The sequence below is a fragment of the Granulibacter bethesdensis genome (genome assembly GCF_001889545.1).
Classification (GTDB): Bacteria; Pseudomonadota; Alphaproteobacteria; order Acetobacterales; family Acetobacteraceae; genus Granulibacter; species Granulibacter bethesdensis_B.
On record NZ_CP018194.1, the window covers coordinates 209,569 to 227,189 of the forward strand.

Genomic DNA, 17,621 nt, shown 5'->3' on the forward strand with positions numbered 1-17,621 from the left:
TATAATTTTATATATTGTCTAATAGAGGTGTTTTGTTACGGTTAACAAATTTTACTTGATGAAGAATTTTGATGATGCACTATACTGAATTTGATTTAAAAACAGGGATCAGTGATGTCTTGTAAAATTTTTGTGGCCCGCATGCTGCCTATAGTTGCCATTCTGTTTGCCGTCGCAGGATGCGGTCAGAACGTGACCCAGAAGGAAAACAAGCTGGCCGCGGCCGGTTTCGTGCCTCATCTGCCTGATACGCCTGCCAGACTTGCATCCATGAAAACCTTGCCGCCCCATAAATTTGTCCGGCAGGTACGCAATGGCCAGATGCTGTATGTCTATTCCGATCCGACACTATGCGGCTGTGTCTATGTCGGGGACCAGAAGGCTTACAGCAACTATCGACATGAAGTATTTGAGCAGCACCTGGCGGATGAGCAGCAGGCAACGGCATCCATGGATCAGGATTACGCCATGGAATGGTCTGCGTGGGGGCCGTGGGCACCCTTTTATTATTACTGAACACACGTCTCAAAAAGCTTTTTCCTGATGAACAGCTATCTCCGGGCCAGGTCAGCCCGACCCGGGGATGCTGCAAAACAACATTCCTTTTACAAAACAGGCTCTCGTTTGGGCGCCTATGAGATTCCTATACCGCTGGTAGGTCTCTCCCTCTCTCATTCCTATCCCGGTCGCGCGATAAATCTGATCTGCAGAGGAGTATGAAATGCTCGACGGATTTTATCTTGGCCTTGGACTGGTGGGCTTTATCGCCTGTATCGGTTTCGTGATGGCATGCGCGAGGATCTGAGGCATGACCCTTGATCTCATTCTGGCGGGTGGCGTGACCATTTTTTTGCTGGTCTATGTTGCCGCCGTCCTGATCCGGCCGGAAAGGTTCTGAACCATGTCCATGGCGGGATGGATCACAATCGGCATTTTCTTTCTCTGTGTTCTTGCATTGACAAGGCCGCTGGGGGGATTTCTGGTCTCCGTGCTGGAGGGCAGGCGGACTTTTCTGTCGCCCGTTCTCGGGCCGGTGGAGCGGGCATTGTACCGGTTTTCAGGTGTACGGCCGGAAGAGGAACAGTCCTGGTCGCACTATGCCCTGGCGTTGCTCAGCTTTAAAATCGTCTGCTTCTTGGCCGTTTACGCCATTCTCCGTCTGCAGGCCTCCCTGCCGTTGAATCCGGCGGGACAGGGGAGCGTGGCGCCTGATCTGGCTTACAATACTGCTGTCAGTTTCGTCACCAATACAAACTGGCAGAGCTATGGCGGTGAGACGACTATGAGTTATCTCAGCCAGATGCTCGGCCTGACAGTGCAGAATTTTGTATCCGCAGCCGCGGGTATTGCTGTGGCCGCAGCTATCATCAGGGGGTTTGCCCGGCGGGAATCAAAAGTCATCGGCAATTTCTGGGTCGATATGGTGCGCGCAACATTGTATGTGCTGCTGCCGCTTTCTGTCGTGCTCAGCCTGTTTTATGTTTTTGAAGGTATTCCTCAGACATTTTCGGGCAGTGTGGTTGCTACCACCTATGAAGGTATACGTCAGACCATTGCGCTGGGACCGGTTGCCTCGCAGGAAGCCATCAAGATGCTGGGGACCAATGGCGGTGGTTTCTTCAATGTGAATTCTGCCCATCCATTTGAAAATCCTGATGCGCTGACGAATTTCGTTGAGATGATCAGCATTTTTGCCATTGGAGCCGGACTGACCAACATGTTCGGGCGTATGGTTGGCAATGAGCGTCAGGGCTGGGCGATATTCTGGGCCATGGCCGCTCTGTTCCTTGTGGGCGTGACGGCTGTCTACTGGGCCGAAGCGCACGGAAATCCGGCCTTTTCCGCTTTCGGGATCGATCAGTCGCTGGGGAATATGGAGGGCAAGGAAACCCGTTTCGGTGTTGCGGCATCGTCATTGTTTGCCGCTGTCACGACCGATGCGTCCTGCGGTGCCGTCAATGCGATGCATGAGAGTTTTCTGCCGCTGGGTGGTATGGTGCCGCTGATCAACATGATGCTGGGTGAAGTGATCATCGGTGGTGTTGGTGCCGGGCTGTATGGCTTCATCCTGTTCGCCATCATTGCGGTGTTCATGGCGGGTCTCATGGTCGGGCGTACCCCGGAATATCTCGGCAAGAAAATTGAGGCGCGTGAGATCAAGATGACGATGCTGGCAGTGTTGTGTCTGCCGCTTGTGATGCTTGGATTTACGGCTGTTGCAGTGGTGGTCAAACCGGGTCTGGCCGCGTTGTCTGCCACTGGTCCGCATGGCTTTACCGAAGCCCTTTATGCCTACACCTCGGCGGCTGCGAATAACGGAAGTGCCTTTGCAGGTCTGACCGCCAACCCATACTGGAACATCACGCTCGGGATCGGCATGATGATCGGGCGGTTTTTTGTGATCGTGCCCGCTCTGGCCATTGCCGGCTCCATGGCCGCCAAGAAAATCGTTCCCCCTTCATCCGGAACATTTCCGACCGATACCGGCCTGTTCATTGGTCTGGTGGCCGGTGTGATCATCATCGTCGGCGGACTTACTTTCCTGCCAGCTCTCGCTCTGGGGCCGATCGTCGAGCATCTGTCGATGCTCCGCGGCACCTTGTATTGAAAGGCGTTTTTGTCCATGACCTTTCTATCATCCAATGCGCCCGCCGCATCGGAGCGGGTCCATCCGCGCAGCAGACAGCTTCTGCGGGGTGATCTGATACTGCCTGCTATTGTCGACAGCTTTCGCAAGCTTGATCCGCGTGTGATGTGGCACAACCCCGTCATGTTTGTGGTCGAGATTGTCACGCTGCTGACCACTGTTCTTTTGATCAGGGATATCCTCTCCGGCGAAAGGCATGTCGGTTTTGCGGTTCAGATCAATCTCTGGCTCTGGTTTACACTGCTCTTTGCCAATTTTGCTGAAGCTATTGCCGAAGGACGTGGCAAGGCCCAGGCAGACAGTTTGCGTCGTACCAAAACGGATACAATGGCGAAACGCCTGATTGCCGATAGTGACGGACGTTATTCCGCCACTGGCATGTATCAGGGTGCTGCCGCGCCTGAACTGAAAGTCGGGGATGTCGTGCTGGTCGAGGCAGGGGATTTCATCCCCAGTGATGGTGAGGTGATCGAAGGCATTGCCTCGGTCGATGAGTCCGCCATCACCGGTGAATCGGCGCCTGTTATTCGTGAAAGCGGTGGTGATCGTTCCGCGGTGACGGGTGGCACGCGGGTTTTGTCGGACTGGATCATCGTCCGCATTACCTCGGCGCAGGGGGAGACGTTTCTGGATCGCATGATCTCTCTGGTGGAAGGAGCGCAACGTCAGAAAACGCCAAATGAAATTGCGTTGACCATTCTGCTGGCGGGCATGACCCTGATTTTTATTCTGGCTGTTGCGACCATCCCGAGCTTTGCCGCTTATGCAGGCGGCCATATTTCGGTGTTCATTCTGGTGGCATTGTTTGTCACATTGATTCCGACCACCATCGGTGGATTGCTATCCTCCATCGGCATAGCCGGTATGGATCGGCTGATCCGCTTCAATGTGCTGGCCATGTCCGGTCGTGCCGTGGAGGCCGCCGGAGATGTTGATACGCTGCTGCTGGACAAGACCGGTACAATCACCATCGGGGATCGTCAGGCGGCGGCGTTCATTCCGGTTCCCGGTGTGACGGAAGAAGAACTGGCCGATGCGGCGCAGTTGGCTTCTCTGGCCGATGAAACGCCGGAGGGCCGATCCATCGTTGTTCTCGCCAAGGAAAAATTCGCGCTGCGCGGACGGGAGATGCAAACACTGGAGGCCCGTTTTGTGCCGTTCACGGCGCAGACGCGGATGAGCGGGGTCGATATCGGTGGCCGCAGCATCCGCAAGGGGGCGGTTGACAGTGTGCTGGAGGCGGCGACCTCTGATTCATCACGCCAGGCCGTGCGGGACAGCGCCGATGAGATTGCCCGTTCAGGTGGCACGCCGCTGGCGGTGATCGATAGTGGCCGTCTGCTGGGCGTAATCCACCTGAAGGATGTTGTGAAAGGCGGTATTCGCGAACGTTTTGCGGAATTGCGCAGTATGGGCATCCGCACAGTGATGATCACCGGAGATAATCCTCTGACCGCTGCTGCCATTGCGGCAGAGAGCGGTGTGGATGATTTTCTGGCCCAGGCGACACCGGAAGCCAAGCTGGCCCTGATCCGCAAGGAACAGGCGGCAGGCAAGCTGGTGGCCATGTGCGGGGACGGTACCAATGATGCCCCTGCGCTGGCTCAGGCGGATGTCGGCGTGGCCATGAACACGGGCACTGTGGCGGCGCGTGAGGCCGGCAATATGGTTGATCTGGACAGCGATCCAACCAAGTTGATCGAAATCGTCGGAATTGGCAAACAGCTTCTGATGACACGCGGCGCCTTGACGACGTTTTCCATCGCCAATGACGTCGCCAAGTATTTTGCCATTATCCCCGCCATGTTCATCGGCTTTTACCCGCAGCTTGGTGCATTGAACGTGATGCATCTTGGCACTCCGGAAAGTGCGGTTTTGTCAGCAGTGATCTTCAACGCCCTGATTATCGTTGCCCTGATACCGCTGGCCCTGAAAGGCGTTCGTTATCGCCCGGTCGGGGCGGCGTCCTTGCTGCGGCGCAATCTGCTGGTTTACGGGCTGGGTGGAATGGTCGTTCCTTTTATCGGCATCAAGCTGATCGACATGATCGTCGTCAGCCTTGGCCTCGCTTGAGAGCGCGTCATGAGCATCATGCGTCACCTTCGTCCCGCGATCATGGTTTTTCTGTTTCTGTCCCTGATCACGGGTATTGCCTATCCGCTGGCTATCACCGGATTATCTGCGCTGATCATGCCCGGAAAAGCGGGGGGCAGTCTGGTTTACGACCATGGGAAACTGATCGGCTCCCGTCTGATCGGCCAGAATTTCACGCAGCCAGGCTATTTTCATCCGCGCCTGTCGGCAACGATGGGGCCTGATCCGGCCAATGCGGCTGCGACGATATCCGTGCCTTATAATGCGGCGGCCTCGGCTGCCTCCAATCTCGGCCCGACCTCGAAAGTGTTGGTCGATCGTGTTGCGGCTTCTGCGGCGGCACTGAAAGCTGAAAATCCTGAGGCGGTGGCGGCAGGTTTTTCCATTCCGGTCGATCTTGTAACAGGTTCCGGCAGCGGATTGGATCCTGATATTTCTCCGCAGGCGGCGATATTTCAGGTGAAGCGCATTGCACGTGTGCGCAAGCTGCCGGAAGATCGCATTGTCACTCTGGTCAATCAGATGACGGAACAGCCTTTTCTGGGTTGGCTGGGGGAGCCGAGGGTCAATGTCCTGCAACTCAACATGGCTCTGGATACGCTGAAATAAATGCAGGATACCCGCCCGGAACGGCCTGATCCCGATGCCCTGCTGCGTCAGGCGGAAAAAGAAGGGCAGGAAGGTCGTCGCGGGCGGCTGAAGATTTTTCTTGGTGCGGCGCCGGGGGTTGGCAAGACATGTGAGATGCTGACCACCGCGCATCATCTTCTGAGCGAGGGTGTTGATCTCGTCATCGGCGTCGTGGAAACGCATGGCCGTGCCGGTACTGCGGCCTTGGTTGAGGGGTTGGAAATCATTCCCCTCCGCTCCGTTCCATATCGTGACCGCACGATGACCGAGATGGATCTGGATGCAATCCTGAATCGTGCGCCGCAGATGGTGCTGGTGGATGAGCTGGCGCATGGAAACGTACCTGGATCACGTCATCCCAAACGCTGGATGGATGTGGAGGAGCTGATCTCCGCCGGGATCGACGTGCTGACCACTGTCAATATCCAGCATCTGGAAAGTCTCAACGATATTGTTGCCAGCATCACCCGCATCCGTGTGCGGGAAACGGTGCCGGATCGCGTGCTGAGTGAAGCGGATGAGATCGAGCTGGTCGATCTGACACCGAATGATCTGTTACAGCGGATGCGGGATGGTAAAATCTACGCCCCACAGGCGGCCGGCCGGGCGATGCTGCATTATTTCTCGCCCGGCAATCTGACGGCGTTACGGGAGCTGGCCCTGCGGCAGACGGCGCAGCAGGTGGATGCCCAGCTGCTCGATCACATGAAGGCCAATGCCATTTCTGGTCCATGGGCGGCGGGGGAGCGGATCATGGTCTGGCTGACATTGCAGGATCGGGATGCCAGCCTGCTGCGCTATGGCAGGCGGCTGGCCGATCATCTGCATGCGCCATGGATCGTGCTGCATGTCGAGACCGGGCGTGACATCACGGAAGATGCCAGGGCGCGTATGGCAGGCCAGATGCATCTGGCCCGGTCGCTGGGGGCGGAGACCGTCACCATTCCCGGACAGGATGAGGCGCTGGATGCGCTGGCCTATGCCCGGGCACATAATGTGACGCAGATCGTGGCGGCCCACCCGGATGGTCATGCAGGGCGGATGCGCTGGTATCAACGTGTGACGCGCTGGTTCAGCCGTTCGATGACGAACCGCCTGATCAGGGCGGGCGGCAGTTTTCCAATCCATATCGTTGCCCGATCCCGTGGTGATGACCAGGACGTGGTGACACCGTTCGCCCCGGAACCGCGTCAGGCCATGCCCTATATCAGCAGCACGCTGATCATCGGCGTGGCAACCGGGGCTGCCATGCTGCTGCGGCAGATTCTGGAAGTCGGCAATGTATCACTGACATTTCTGACCGCCATTCTGTGGGTGGCGGTGGCGTATGGTTTATGGCCTTCCCTGTGGGCATCCTTGCTGGGGATGCTGTGTTTCAATTTCTTTTTCCTGCCCCCGCTTTACACCTTGACCATTGCCGCGCCGGAGAACGTGGTGGCGATGTTCTTTTTTCTGACCACTGCCCTGATCGCCAGCCATTTAGGGGCAAGGGTCCGTAATCAGGCGGTGGTGGCGCGTCATCGGGCGGATATCACGCAGTCGCTTTATCAGTTCAGCCGTCGTCTGTCGGGTATTGTCACGCTGGAGGATCTGCTGTGGACGGCGTGCCATCAGATTGCCACCGCGCTGGAACGCAATGCCGTGATCCTGATGCCGGAGGGCGACCGGCTGATCCTGCGTGCATCCTATACCCCGGATGAACAGATTGATGCCGATGATCTGGCGGCGGCAAGCTGGGCCTGGAAAAACGATCGTATGGCTGGTCGTGGCTCCGATACCTTGCCGGGCGTGGGCTGGCTGTTCATCCCGCTGCGCACCGGTCGCGGGCCGGTCGCGGTGATCGGTCTGGACGCCCATGCCGAGGACCATCTGTTGTATCCCGAGCAGCAACAGCTTCTGGATGCTCTGGGAGATCAGACGGCGCTGGCGATCGAGCGGATCGGTCTGGCGAAAGATCTGGATGAGGCACGCCTCACTGCGGAGACGGAAAAACTGCGTGGTGCGTTGCTGACCTCGCTCTCGCATGATCTGCGCACGCCGCTGGCTTCCATTTTGGGGGCGGCCTCCAGCCTGCACGATTATGATGCGCTGCTGACGGATCAGGACCGGCGGGAATTGCTGCTGACCATTCGTGAGGAGGCTGAGCGGCTGAATCGCTTTGTGGCGAATCTGCTCGACATGATCCGGCTGGAGGCTGGGGCGTTGCAACCAAAACGGGAGCGGGTGGATATTGCGGAGGTGGCGGCCAGCGCTTTGTCCCGTGCAGCCCGCATCCTGTCGGATCATCCGGTGCGGCTGGACGTCGCGCCCGACCTGCCCATGCCCCTGTTGGATGATGTTTTGCTGGAGCAGGTTCTGTTCAATCTGCTTGATAACGCGGCCAAATACACGCCGTCGGGCACGCCGATCAGCATCATGATCGGGCATGGCGCTGGCGTTCTGACGATTCGGGTGCTGGATGAAGGAGCAGGTCTGGCCACGCAGGATACGGAGAGCGTGTTTGAGAAATTCACGCGCTTCCGTTCGGCTGATCGTTCCCGCCCCGGTACCGGGCTGGGGCTTGCCATTGCGCGGGGTTTCATCGAAGCCATGGGGGGCGTGATCGAGGCCCGCAATCGCAGTGACCGCTCCGGCGCTGAATTCATGATTACCTTTCCAATGGAGGCGGAGAACAGATGAGCGACCCCTGCGTGCTGATCGTGGATGACGAGCCGGCCATTCGTCGTTTGCTGCGCACCACGCTGGGAACACAGTCATGGCGGATCACGGAGGCCGCCAGCGGTGCTGTGGCAATGCAGGTTTTGGCCGAACAAAAACCTGATCTCGTGCTGCTTGATCTCGGTCTGCCGGATATGGATGGGTTGGAAGTGCTGCGGCAGATCAGGAAAACGGCTCCTACTCTGCCGGTGGTGATCCTCTCGGCGCGGGATAACGAACGCGGCAAGGTGGCGGCGTTCGAAATGGGGGCTGATGATTACGTCACCAAGCCGTTCGGCATGGCGGAGCTGGTGGCCCGCCTGCGGACGGCGTTGCGCCATTCCCTGCAAACGGAAGGCACCGTGCCGGTGTTCGTCTCCGGCGATTTATCGGTCGATCTGGTGCGCCGCCATGTTTTCAAGGGTGGGGAGGAGGTCAAACTCTCCCCGCGTGAATGGGATATTCTGCGGATGCTGGTGCAGCATGCCGGAAAAGTGCTGACCCATCAGCATATCATGTCCAGATTATGGGGCGCGCAGGGCGATGTACAGCAACTGCGCGTCTATATCCGGCAGATCAGGCAGAAACTGGAAGCCAACCCCGAACAGCCCCGCCATATCGTGACTGAGACCGGTATCGGCTATCGTTTGATAGAGGAGGATGGTGCGGACCGGTAAAGCCATCCATCCTCTTTGGTGTATGGTTTCTGCGGTGGTTGTTCTGACCCGTGACAAAATATACGGCTCCTTCTGTTCCCCCTGACAATGCTTTGCCGTCTGCGGGGCCGCCCCGGACGGTCATTCATGGATCGCGGACCGGTCCGTTGCTGGCTGTCATACTGTGTGTCCTGCTGTGGAGCCTGATCGGAACCGTCTCGAAGGTCACGCAGGCGCAGATCGATTTTTATCAGATGATGAGCTGGTCCAACCTGCTGTCATTGCTGGCCGTGCTGGCGGTGCATCGTCTGAGTGGCCGTGCCTGGCGCAATCTGTTGCCGAAACGTGCGGATACCAGCCGGCTCAGGTTGCTGATGCTGCCTGCGCTGCTTGGTATACTCGACTGTTTCTTCTATCTGGCGGTCTATTACGGCTACGGCCATGCTAACGGGGTGGCGGTGCTGGTCACACAATCGAGCTGGCCGCTGATGATCGTCCTGCTCGGCATGGCCGCGTTCGGCGAGCGGATGAGTCTCCGGCGCTGGGTGGGAATGGCGCTGGGTTTTGCGGCTCTGCTGGTCACAGCTTCTGCCGCAGGGCATGCCGTGTTGCCAGCGGGGTCAGAGACGGATGCAAGCACGGCAGGAGCCGGTTTCGCTACACTGTGCGTCGTGCTGTTGGGGGCGTTCAGCTTTACGCTTTTTTCGGTGTTGTCCCGTTTTCTGCGGCTGGATGCGTTTGCCGGCACGGTCTGGGTTTTTCTGTTCTCGCTTGTATGTTCGCTGGTGCCGCTGGTCCTGTTCAGCCAGTTGAGTCTGCCACCCCGCTCGGCATGGCCAGCCTTGCTGCTGAACGGAGTATTGATCAACGGGGTCTCTTACATCCTGTGGATCTACGCGATGTCATCAGCCCATGCTGCCCGGCTGACCGCGTTGGCTTTTGCAGCGCCTGCTTTATCGACGATATGGCTGGTGGTGTTTCTGCATGAGCCGCTGATCCCTGCCTATCTGCTGGGGCTGGGCATGGCGCTGGCTGGTGGCATGCTATGCCTGTCCGGTTCGGATGCGGGGCATGCCTGACGATATAATCCGGTGATGTCGGAGAGAAATGGTGCCGACACTCGGAATTGAACCGAGGACCTACTGATTACGAATCAGTTGCTCTACCCCTGAGCTATGTCGGCACAAGGCATACGAACCAGAGACCCTGTGACGGGTCATATGTATCCCTGAGCGGCGCCGATATACAGAAAGCCAGGGCAGGCGGCAAGAGAAGAAGCCGCCTTATATCATGCATCCTGAGCGGGAAAGATCAGTTTGTGTTCTCTGCGACCGGGGCGGGCGGCAGAATGGCCAGGACCGTTTCGGCAGGGCGGCAGAGTTTGACGCCCAGTGGCGTATCGACGATGGGCCGGTTGAGCAGGGCGGGTTCCGCCAGAATGGCGGTCAGAATCTCCTCCTCCGACAGATTGGGGCGGTCGAGGCCGGATTGTTCATAGGCCGGCCCTTTGCGACGCAACAGATCCTGCGCGGAGCCGTTCATACGATGCAGCAATCCGCTGAGCTTGGGGCGGGTCAGCGGTGTTTTCATATACTCGATAATGACCGGTTTATGTCCTGCTTCCTCGATCAGGGCCAGAACCGCACGGGACGTACCGCAGCCCGGATTGTGGTAGATCGTCACTGTCATCGCCTGTCCCTCTCCATCATTGTGGCCCGGATGGTTGCCCCGGATGGTTGCAGTGGCAGGATCGTCAGTCTTTGCAACCATATATGCCCGGAACCCTTATAGAACACCTGACAGGAACACGCTAAAGACCGGTGAACGGCATTCAGTGAAAGGCGTCCACGACCCGCATGGTTCATGCCGATCAGCAAGACTCGCAGCCTGACGGAGCGTCAGACGCTGCCCGTTCCCGGACTGCCTCTTCCATCGTGGTGCACCGTCATGCGCTGGAATGCCCCGGCTGTGGCGCGTTTTACCGCCAGCCACCGCGATCGCAGCTGGAAGTGCACTGCACCCGCTGTCACACCGTGCTGCGCCGCACGACACGCTCGCCTGAACGGGATACGGTGGCGCTGGCCGGGACCGGGCTGGCGCTGTTCATTCTGGTTGGTCTGATGCCGTATATTATCTTCGATATGCGGGGCCGGGAAAATGTCGGCACCATGCTGGGTGGTGCACTGGCGTTCTGGGAATATGGTCTGTGGGGGCTGGGGCTGATCGTGATGTTCACCACCCTGATTGCGCCGTTTCTCCGTCTTTTCGGGCTGTTGGCGGCCATTACGGCACCGCGTATGCGCAAGGCCCCGCGGGAGTTGTATATTCTGCTGCGCGTCGCCCAATGGGTCCGGCCATGGTCGATGATCGAGGTTTTCATGCTCGGCATGCTGGTCGCCTATTCCCGTCTGGAGGCGCTGGCGCATGTGCAGTTCGGGGTGGCTCTGTACGCTCTGGGCGGCCTGATGCTGGTGATGGCGGCGATGGATTGGGCGCTTGATCCCCGTGATGCCTGGAACAAGCTGGAAGCGCGTGGCCTTGTCGCTGATCCTGTACTGATGGGGGAGGCCCGCCGCAGCGCTGCCACAAGACGCTTTGACGCGCGGAACGCCGTCAGCTGCCATGGTTGCGGGCTGGTGGTGGAGGGGGCGGATCATGGGGCCTCCTGCCCACGCTGCGGCAGTTTTCTGCATCGCCGGAAACCTGACAGTCTTACCAGAACGATCGCGTTGGTGGCGGCCGCGGCGCTTTTATATATCCCGGCCAATATCTATCCGGTGATGATCATCACTTCATTGGGCGATACCTCTCCTCACACGATTGTCGGTGGCGTGAAGGAGCTGATCGAGGCAGATATGTGGCCGCTGGCGGCGCTGGTGTTTTTTGCCAGCGTCATGGTGCCGGTGCTGAAAGTAATCGGGCTGGTCTGGATGATCCTGCGGGTGCGCAAACCCAGTATGGAGGGGGTAAAAGCACGTACCAGGATTTTTCACGTGATCGAAATGATTGGCCGCTGGTCGATGATTGATGTCTTTGTAGTGACGATTTTGATCGCACTGGTGCATATGGGATTCATTGCAACTATTCAGCCCGGTCCGGGGGCTTTGGCTTTTGCCGGTGTGGTGATCATAACGATGCTGGCGGCGGAGACTTTCGACCCGCGCCTGATGTGGGATGCAGCGATTGACCGGCAACGGAACACAAGGCGTTCCCGTGATCAGGCTTTTGATGAGGTTCCTGACAGAGTCAGGCTGGCATCATCCTCCCGTGTTTCCGTGCAAGGCGGTCTGTCCCGATGAGCAATAACGAACGGCCGTCTGTGTCTCCCGAGGATGATGACGGGCTGGATTATCCGCAGGGTCTGCCGCGCCGTCGCTTTTCCCTGATCTGGCTGGTGCCAATTCTGGCGGCGATCTGCGTGATCTGGATCGGGTACCGCACCATCAGTCAGGAAGGGCCGACCATCACCCTGACTTTCCAGACCGGTGAGGGGCTGGTCGCGGGCCAGACCAAGGTGCGGCACAAGGCGGTCGATCTTGGCACGGTCCAGTCGATCAATCTGAGCAGTGACATGTCTCATGTCGTGGTCACGATCGCCATGCGGCAGGAGGCGGAGAACGTTCTGACCGATCATGCCCGTTTCTGGGTGGTGCGCCCGCGTCTCTCGGCAGGCGATATCTCGGGGCTGGAGACCATTGTTTCGGGGGCCTTTATCGAACTCGATCCGGGCCGGCCGGGCGGGAATTATCGTTACCAATTCAAGGGACTTGAGGCTCCCCCGGCGGTGCGGTCGGATGAGCCGGGCAAGACTTTTACGCTGAAGGCGTTCAAGGTCGGGCAGATCGGCACCGGCGCCCCGGTTTTTTTCCGTGACCGGCCCGTGGGAGAGGTTCTGAGTCTGGATGTGGGCAAACCCGGTGAATCGGGGACCATGACCATCTTCATCCGTGCTCCGTTTGATAAATATGTGCATGAAGGCTCCTTCTTCTGGAGTGCTTCAGGCATGAGCGTTTCCACCTCCGGGGGAGATTTCCGGCTGGAAATTGAAAGCCTTCAGGCCCTTCTATCCGGCGCGGTTGCGTTTGATACGCCCAATGAGGCGCTGGAAACCCCGGAAGCCACCGACAAAACCAATTTCTTCCTGTTCCGTGACCGGGATACCGCTGCTGCCTCCCATTATCATGAGCAACTGAAATTCGTGACCTATCTCAAGGGCGATCTCGGTGGGCTGGACAAGTATGCTCCGGTGCTGATGTACGGCATCCGTGTCGGCTTTGTGACCGATGTTCATCTCGGGTTCGACAGCAAATCGAATATGGTCATTGTGCCGGTTCATTTTGTTGTCCAGCCCGAGCGGCTCAAAATAAAGGGACCGCCTGTTTCCAAGGAGGAGAGCGAGGCGCGGCTGGCGGCACTGGTCAGGCGCGGCCTGCGCGCCAAACTGGCGACGACAAGCTATATCACGGGCGCGCAGGCGATCGAGCTGGTGATGGATGAAAACGGTCAGGATAGCGTGCTGACGCACGAAGGCGATGCAGTCGTGCTGCAACAGGCCACCGGGACGGATTTAGCCGGGCTGACAGCCTCTTTCGGGGCTATTGCTGCCAAGTTGAACGCTATTCCTTTCGCAGAGATCGGTGCCAATCTGAACCAGACTCTGGAAGGGGTGGCCGCCATCGCCAAAGGGGAGCAGCTTCGTAACACGCTGCGCGATGTATCCAAAACAATGGCCAGCGTGCGGGAACTGGCGGACAATGCCAATAAGGGCGCGACCCCTTTGCTGCGCCGCCTGCCTAAAATCAGTCAGGATCTGCAGGCAACATTGAGCCGGGCGAATACGCTGGTCGGCTCTATGGATAACGGGTACGGGGCGAATTCCCATTTCAACCGGGAGCTGGATCGCCTGATGGCCCAGCTGAACGATACGGCCCGTTCCATCCGGATTCTGGCCGATCTGCTGGACCGTCACCCGGAGGCCCTGATTCTCGGTCGTGCCAGAGCAGGAGAGCACTGATCATGGTATTCAAGCAACCGGCCATGATCAGGTCTGGCCATGCCTGTGCAGGCGCTGTGAAACGCCGCGCCGTGCTGGGCGGTCTGGCCGCCGGGCTGGCGGGGTTGAGTGGTTGTGCGTCACCCGATCCGCAGCTTTTCACACTGGCGACCATGCCGCCCGCCCGTGTCTATCAGGGTAACTGGTTGGTGGAACTGCGCCGGGTTGGCCTGCCGGCCTATCTGGATCGGCCTGAAATCGTGCGATCAAGCGATGGGTACAGGGTGTTTCTGGCCTCCAACCAGCGTTGGGCGGAGCCTCTGACCGATATGGTGGACCGGGTTTTACGACAGGATTTGTCGCTGCGTCTGCCGGGATCGACGGTATTTTCGGAATCGGGGGCTATTTCCGCCGATCCGACCGTCATTGTTGAAGCCGATCTGCAGCGTTTTGAATCTCCCGGCGATGGCTCTGTGCTGCTGTTGGCGCAATTCGCGATCCGTTCCTCCCGCTCTCATACTGCCTTGATGGCCCAGCCAGTGCGGATCAGCCATCCGATATCAGGTGGAGGATCAGCGACTGATACAGCTTCCCTGGTCGCAGCCCTGAGTGCGGCGTTGGCAGAGATGGCCGATGCCATGGCCGCCGCGGTGGCCCGCACCGCCCCTGACCTGCCCCGGCTGGATGGATGAAGAAGCGGATGCGGGATGACGGGTCAAAGCGACTGGATACTCTCTCGTCCTGATTCTGTCTCAAGATCGCTCAGGGCGCGCTGCATCAGCACGACATCCAGTGTGCGCCCCAGCTTCACCCCGACCTCCCGCAGGCGTCCGACTGATTTGAAGCCCAGCGTGGCATGGACGCCGATCGAGCCAATATTCTCCGCATCCCCGATCAGCGCGACCATCTGTTTGAAACCGGCCCGGGCGCTTTCATGAAGCAGCAGGGTCAGGAGTGCCTTGCCAACGCCCTGTCCCCGTACATCCTCACGCACGTAAACACTGTCCTCGGCGCAGTAGCGGTAGGCGGAGCGGTCCCGGAATTGTGCTGCATAGGCATAGCCGATGATACCGGTGCGGTCTTCAGCGACGATAAATGGCCAGCCTCGGCTCTTGATGGTGTGGATCAGGCGCTCCATCTGCTCCACTGCCGGGGGTGTTTCCTCAAAGGTTCCTGTTCCATGGAGCACGTGATGGGCGTAAATGCTTTGGATGAAGGCACTGTCCTCAGGCTGCGCCGGGCGGAAAACGGGAGGGCGGTATGTCATGATGAACGATCTTGATGTTATCGGGGTGTATTATTGAAATTTCAGAGTAGTGGTCATCGTGTCATTGTAAACCATGAGTTGTTTTGTAGTGACTTGTATGATCATGGCATGTTATAGATCAGTCACGATATTGTAACATCAAGAACGGTATTTTTATTTTAGCCCTAAGCCAAGCTGGCACTGATATCTAATCTGGATAATATGTACCTCATCGTGCCATGTGATGAGGCTGATTTCGCTTAAAGGATACGCTTTTGCAGAATAACAGCGATGCTTTGCCCTCCTCAGCGCAGGGACCGCAACGGGAAGCGGCTCTTGTCGATGTCGAGAACGAAGCCCTGCCGCCGGCGGTCGAAGCCCGTCTGGCTGCGGTTGAGGAAGCTGGCCGTTTCCATGGCATCACTCTGGATCGGGGCCTGCTGCGTATCATCAGCGGAGAAACGCCTTCGGCGGCGATGCTCGGGCAATGGGCCAAGGATTGCGGCCTGTCAGCGCGGGGGGTGCGGCTGAGCTGGGGGCAGCTCATGAAAATGAAGGGTACAAGCCCTCTGGTCATGCTGTTCAAGGATGGCGGGGCCGGGCTGATGGTGGGGGTCGATCCCCAGCGCAAGATCGTCTTCATGAAAGACCCCCTGGCCCCCCGCAGCGATGATCCGATTGCTATTGATGAACTGCGTCTGTCGCAGGCATGGGATGGCGATACGCTGCTGATCCGCTCCCAGCGTGGTGTGGCAGAGGAAGATGCACCGTTCAATTTCAGCTGGCTGCTGGGGATGGTTCTCAAGGAAAAGCGCAATCTGGTGGATATCGGGGTGGCATCGATCACCCTCAGCGTGCTGACCATCATCCCGCCCATGCTGGTGATGACCGTTATCGACAAGGTCATTGCCCATCAGAGCATGTCCACCCTGTTGCTGGTGTCCCTGATCCTGCTGGTCTGTGTCGTGTTCGAGACTGTGCTGGGTTATACGAGGCGTGAGATCACCCAAATCGTGGCGGCACGGCTGGATGCCAAACTGGCCTTGCATATTTTCAACCGTCTGCTGGTGCTGCCCCTGGAATATTTCGAGCAGCACCCTGCCGGTGAGACCACTCAGCGCCTGTATCAGGTGTTCCGCATCCGGGACTTTATGACCGGCAAGCTGCTTCAGACATTTCTTGATTTCTTTACCCTGATTGTCCTGCTGCCTTTCCTGTTTTACCTCAGCGCGACCCTGACCTGGATGGTCATTGGCATCTCGGTGCTGATTACCCTGACCATTGTCACTTTCCTCAATCCGATGCGGCGCGCAGTCGGTAAGGTTGTGCTGGCGGAAATTGCCAAAAATACTGTCATGGTGGAAACCGTGCACGGAATCCGTACGGTCAAGTCAATGGGGCTGGAGCCCCAGCAGAAGGAAGCCTGGGACGTGCGGGCCGCGATTTCGGCGCGGGCGAGGCTTGCAGCCGGGCGGTTGTCCAACTGGCCGAATACCATTGTCACGCCGCTGGAGCGGTTCATTGACCGGGGTGTGCTGCTGATTGGTGCCTATCTTGCGCTGACCCACCCTGACAGCGGCGTAGCAGTTGGTTCGCTGGTAGCCTTCATGATGCTGGGTGGACGCGTGGCTGCGCCATTGGTGGGCATGGCGCGTCTGCTGGAAGATTTCGAGGAGGTGCGGACGTCCGTTGGTGAGGTGGGCGCCGTGCTTAATAACCCGAATGAAAGCAATGCCCTTCAGAATGGTCTGCGCCCCAAATTTGCCGGTGCCATCAGCTTCGACAATGTGCAGTTCACTTATCCCGGTTCCAAGGCGCCTGCTCTGTGTGGGGTAACATTCAGTGTCCCGGCAGGAACCATGCTCGGGCTGGTGGGGCGTAGCGGCTCGGGCAAGTCCACGATCACCAGATTGTTGCAGGGGATCAACCGGGACTATGAAGGCTACGTGAAAATTGACGGATCCGATCTGCGGGAAATCAATCTGCATCATCTGCGTCGCAGTTTCGGTGTGGTGTTGCAGGATAATTTCCTGTTCCGTGGCACGATCCGCGAAAATATCATCGCCGGACGGCCCGGCCTGACGCTGGAGGATGTGGTGAGAGCCGCGCGGCTGGCAGGGGCCGAGGAATTCATTGAACGGATGCCGCAGGGCTATGAAACCTTCATTCAGGAAGGCTCCGCCAACCTGTCCGGTGGCCAGCGTCAGCGTCTGGCCATTGCCCGCGCCCTGATTTCAGATCCGCGTCTGATGATTCTGGATGAAGCCACCAGCGCGCTGGATCCGGAAAGTGAGGCGCTGGTCAATGCCAATCTGGTACGTATCGGCAAGGGACGTACCATGGTGATCGTTTCCCACCGTCTGGCATCCCTGACAGAGTGCGATCTGATCGTGGTGATGGATCAGGGCCGGGTCGAGGATATGGCGCCGCATGCGGTGCTGCTGGAACGGTGCACCATTTATCGTCAGCTGTGGAACCAGCAGAACCGTCATATGGAAGCGGCGCAGAAGCAGGGTCCGGTTGCGTCCATGCTCGCGCAGGGCGACTGAAACGACAGAAATCAGGCAGGATCCTGTGATTCTGCCTGTCACAGGCTGCCTTCTACTGCGTGAAGGCATCTCAGTCTCAGGGCGGCATTCACTGCGAAAAACAAGGCAG

At 58.3% G+C, this 17,621-nt stretch carries 14 protein-coding genes and 1 tRNA gene; 12 read left to right on the plus strand and 3 right to left on the minus strand.

Annotated elements, in window-relative coordinates; all coding sequences use genetic code 11:
* Nucleotides 1-114: 114 nt before the first annotated feature.
* From GbCGDNIH8_RS00890 to GbCGDNIH8_RS00925, 8 genes are all read left to right on the plus strand, one after another.
* Nucleotides 115-516: a hypothetical protein gene (locus tag GbCGDNIH8_RS00890; protein ID WP_072571749.1), complete on the plus strand. Its 402-nt coding sequence runs from the start codon at nucleotides 115-117 to the stop codon at nucleotides 514-516.
* Nucleotides 517-808: 292 nt separating this feature from the next.
* Nucleotides 809-898 (plus strand): potassium-transporting ATPase subunit F, encoded by a 90-nt coding sequence (locus GbCGDNIH8_RS00895; RefSeq protein ID WP_072571750.1) that lies wholly within the window; start codon nucleotides 809-811, stop codon nucleotides 896-898.
* 3 nt (nucleotides 899-901) lie between these two features.
* Nucleotides 902-2,608, plus strand: coding sequence for a potassium-transporting ATPase subunit KdpA (gene kdpA / locus GbCGDNIH8_RS00900; protein WP_072571751.1), 1,707 nt, complete (start codon nucleotides 902-904; stop codon nucleotides 2,606-2,608).
* Between the two features lie 15 nt (nucleotides 2,609-2,623).
* Entirely contained in the window at nucleotides 2,624-4,720 is a 2,097-nt protein-coding gene (gene kdpB, locus GbCGDNIH8_RS00905) for a potassium-transporting ATPase subunit KdpB (protein ID WP_072571752.1), read from the plus strand.
* A 9-nt stretch (nucleotides 4,721-4,729) separates the two neighbouring features.
* Complete coding sequence (kdpC, locus tag GbCGDNIH8_RS00910; protein ID WP_216634466.1) at nucleotides 4,730-5,350, plus strand: potassium-transporting ATPase subunit KdpC; 621 nt, start codon at nucleotides 4,730-4,732, stop codon at nucleotides 5,348-5,350.
* Nucleotides 5,351-8,050 (plus strand): sensor histidine kinase, encoded by a 2,700-nt coding sequence (locus GbCGDNIH8_RS00915; RefSeq protein WP_072571753.1) that lies wholly within the window; start codon nucleotides 5,351-5,353, stop codon nucleotides 8,048-8,050.
* Nucleotides 8,047-8,745 carry a response regulator gene (locus tag GbCGDNIH8_RS00920; RefSeq protein ID WP_072571754.1) on the plus strand — a complete coding sequence of 233 codons (699 nt, stop codon included), beginning with the start codon at nucleotides 8,047-8,049 and terminating at the stop codon, nucleotides 8,743-8,745. Before GbCGDNIH8_RS00915 ends, GbCGDNIH8_RS00920 begins: the two co-directional genes overlap by 4 nt.
* Nucleotides 8,746-8,891: 146 nt before the next feature.
* Nucleotides 8,892-9,803 carry a DMT family transporter gene (locus GbCGDNIH8_RS00925; RefSeq protein ID WP_072573488.1) on the plus strand — a complete coding sequence of 304 codons (912 nt, stop codon included), beginning with the start codon at nucleotides 8,892-8,894 and terminating at the stop codon, nucleotides 9,801-9,803.
* Between the two features lie 29 nt (nucleotides 9,804-9,832).
* On the opposite strand, the gene GbCGDNIH8_RS00930 is transcribed toward GbCGDNIH8_RS00925, so the two are convergent.
* Together GbCGDNIH8_RS00930 and arsC are read right to left on the minus strand one after the other, a co-directional pair.
* Nucleotides 9,833-9,907: transfer RNA gene (locus tag GbCGDNIH8_RS00930), tRNA-Thr, on the minus strand.
* A gap of 128 nt (nucleotides 9,908-10,035) precedes the next feature.
* On the minus strand, nucleotides 10,036-10,494 hold the full coding sequence (gene arsC, locus GbCGDNIH8_RS00935) for an arsenate reductase (glutaredoxin) (RefSeq protein ID WP_253736064.1): 459 nt from the start codon (nucleotides 10,492-10,494) through the stop codon (nucleotides 10,036-10,038).
* Between the two features lie 86 nt (nucleotides 10,495-10,580).
* Here arsC and GbCGDNIH8_RS00940 point away from each other — a divergent pair, with 86 nt between their 5' ends.
* Genes GbCGDNIH8_RS00940 through GbCGDNIH8_RS00950 form a run of 3 tightly spaced genes read left to right on the plus strand, consistent with a single transcriptional unit; the run spans nucleotide 10,581 to nucleotide 14,409 of the window.
* Nucleotides 10,581-12,023, plus strand: a complete 1,443-nt coding sequence (locus tag GbCGDNIH8_RS00940; RefSeq protein WP_072571755.1) for a paraquat-inducible protein A — start codon at nucleotides 10,581-10,583, stop codon at nucleotides 12,021-12,023.
* Entirely contained in the window at nucleotides 12,020-13,738 is a 1,719-nt protein-coding gene (locus tag GbCGDNIH8_RS00945) for a PqiB family protein (RefSeq protein WP_072571756.1), read from the plus strand. Before GbCGDNIH8_RS00940 ends, GbCGDNIH8_RS00945 begins: the two co-directional genes overlap by 4 nt.
* 2 nt (nucleotides 13,739-13,740) lie before the next feature.
* Complete coding sequence (locus tag GbCGDNIH8_RS00950) at nucleotides 13,741-14,409, plus strand: PqiC family protein (RefSeq protein ID WP_072571757.1); 669 nt, start codon at nucleotides 13,741-13,743, stop codon at nucleotides 14,407-14,409.
* Nucleotides 14,410-14,432: 23 nt separating this feature from the next.
* Here GbCGDNIH8_RS00950 and GbCGDNIH8_RS00955 read toward each other — a convergent pair whose 3' ends face one another.
* Nucleotides 14,433-14,984, minus strand: coding sequence for a GNAT family N-acetyltransferase (locus GbCGDNIH8_RS00955; protein WP_072571758.1), 552 nt, complete (start codon nucleotides 14,982-14,984; stop codon nucleotides 14,433-14,435).
* Nucleotides 14,985-15,238: 254 nt separating this feature from the next.
* Between GbCGDNIH8_RS00955 and GbCGDNIH8_RS00960 the strand changes: the two genes are divergently transcribed.
* A complete protein-coding gene (locus tag GbCGDNIH8_RS00960) occupies nucleotides 15,239-17,512 on the plus strand; it encodes a peptidase domain-containing ABC transporter (protein WP_072571759.1) in 2,274 nt (757 codons plus the stop codon).
* The last annotated feature ends 109 nt before the right edge of the window (nucleotides 17,513-17,621 follow it).